The 414-nt window shown below is 51.0% G+C and carries 1 protein-coding gene; it reads right to left on the bottom strand.

The genetic code is table 11. The annotated features are described in order from the left end of the window. Positions 1 to 342, bottom strand: a 342-nt coding sequence (locus E1189_RS00900; protein ID WP_155158241.1) for a hypothetical protein, incomplete at its 3' end; no start/stop codon positions are given. Positions 343 to 414: the final 72 nt, after the last annotated feature.

Raw genomic sequence — 414 nt, 5'->3', positions numbered from 1 at the left:
GGCTGCCTGGGTGCGCAGCTGGGTAAAGATATCCCAGGCCGCTCTCAGGTTGTTCACGCCCCCTATAATCTGGAGATGCCTGCCCAGTGCCAGTTCGATCTCCCTGTCATGACAAGGGGTGTTCACCTGTCCTCTGGCCGCTCGGGTGCGCAGCCGGGTAAAAATGTCCCAGGCTGTTATCAGGTTGTCCGTGCCTCCCATGAGCTGGAGCTGTCTGCCCAGTGCCAGCCCATTGGTTTTTTTATCATTGGAAGAGGCTGAGTATTTTTCATAAAGGCTCTCAAAGAGTGGTAAAGCTTCCGTTAAATGGCCTTTCGCTTGTAAAGCTCTGCCTTTTGCCATTATCAACCCTTTGTTGTTTCTCAAAACCCTGGAAAGAGAATTGACGTACTCAACACATCCATCAAAATCTTG

The organism is Parendozoicomonas verongulae, from assembly GCF_009711465.1.
Lineage (GTDB): Bacteria > Pseudomonadota > Gammaproteobacteria > Pseudomonadales > Endozoicomonadaceae > Sansalvadorimonas > Sansalvadorimonas verongulae.
This window is presented reverse-complemented; position numbering and strand designations above follow the sequence as displayed.